This is a genomic window from Burkholderia sp. Tr-862, from assembly GCF_011753085.1.
Taxonomy (GTDB): domain Bacteria; phylum Pseudomonadota; class Gammaproteobacteria; order Burkholderiales; family Burkholderiaceae; genus Burkholderia; species Burkholderia ambifaria.
Genome location: NZ_VWWG01000405.1, coordinates 1 through 928 on the forward strand (window position 1 = coordinate 1; position 928 = coordinate 928).

Genomic DNA, 928 nt, shown 5'->3' on the forward strand with positions numbered 1-928 from the left:
AGGACGATCCGACCTTCGTCGAATTTACGATGCGTTTGGATAAGTCCTCGATCAGCGCCCAGATTGGCATGAGCCCGTCCGTGCGCCATATTGCTGCTACAGACTTGGAAACGCGTTTAGCGAAACTACCGGCAATCATCACAGTGACTGCGCGGGGGCGCGTGGACTGCTTCAGCAAACCCGCTTCACCGCAGCTCTCCACATGCATCAAGCATGGGGAGTTTCACTTTAGTAAGCGTTGCGGTGCCAGTCGGGCTCGATTTTCGCATGCCCAGTAGTTTTAGCTTCAATCGCAGAGCATCCACCGTCGAAATATACGCGCGAAGTCATTGCCACGCAGCCGCCATCCGCGAAAACTTCAACCGTGGAACCATCAACAATGATGGTCAAAGAATCGCTGTCGCCATCGGCAAGTTCTGCTACAGCGGGGGCTTCGTCCCGGTATCGATCACTAGGACCGACGCTACGGTCGATGCTTAGCGTGTCACCGGAATGCGTGATACGGGCAGTTTCTTTGCCGTTGGAGTCCATTAACGACACCGTTAGAGCGGAACCTTCATCGGCCGGAACCTCACACAAAACGGTGTAGCCATGTGCTCGCTCAGATGCAGATATAGCTTCCGGTAGCCCAGCAGGTGGTGTTTGGTACAGCAGACCGTCCTGCAGAGAAATCATGCGTGGCAGCGTTAAAGCATTCGCCCAACCTTCGTCGGTAAGCGAAGGATGCTGGGTTGGATCGTCGTGTCGACCTACCCCGTTGATGAATCCAAAGAGAGCGGCTTCTGTGTAATAATCAGCCGGGTTTGTCGAGTTATTCGTGGATCCCCGCAGGGTAGTGCCTGTGGTCATGTTGGTGTTGCGTGGGCGTGTGAAATCATGGCCGTGGTCGATACGGCGGAAGCCACTGCGCACATGGTAGGTTGTCCCG

General features: G+C 55.2%; 1 protein-coding gene. It reads right to left on the reverse strand.

What is annotated here, in order from left to right; genetic code table 11:
* Nucleotides 1–228: 228 nt before the first annotated feature.
* The coding region (locus tag F3J14_RS35165; RefSeq protein WP_211080437.1) for a GH32 C-terminal domain-containing protein at nt 229–928 on the reverse strand (700 nt) is incomplete at its 5' end.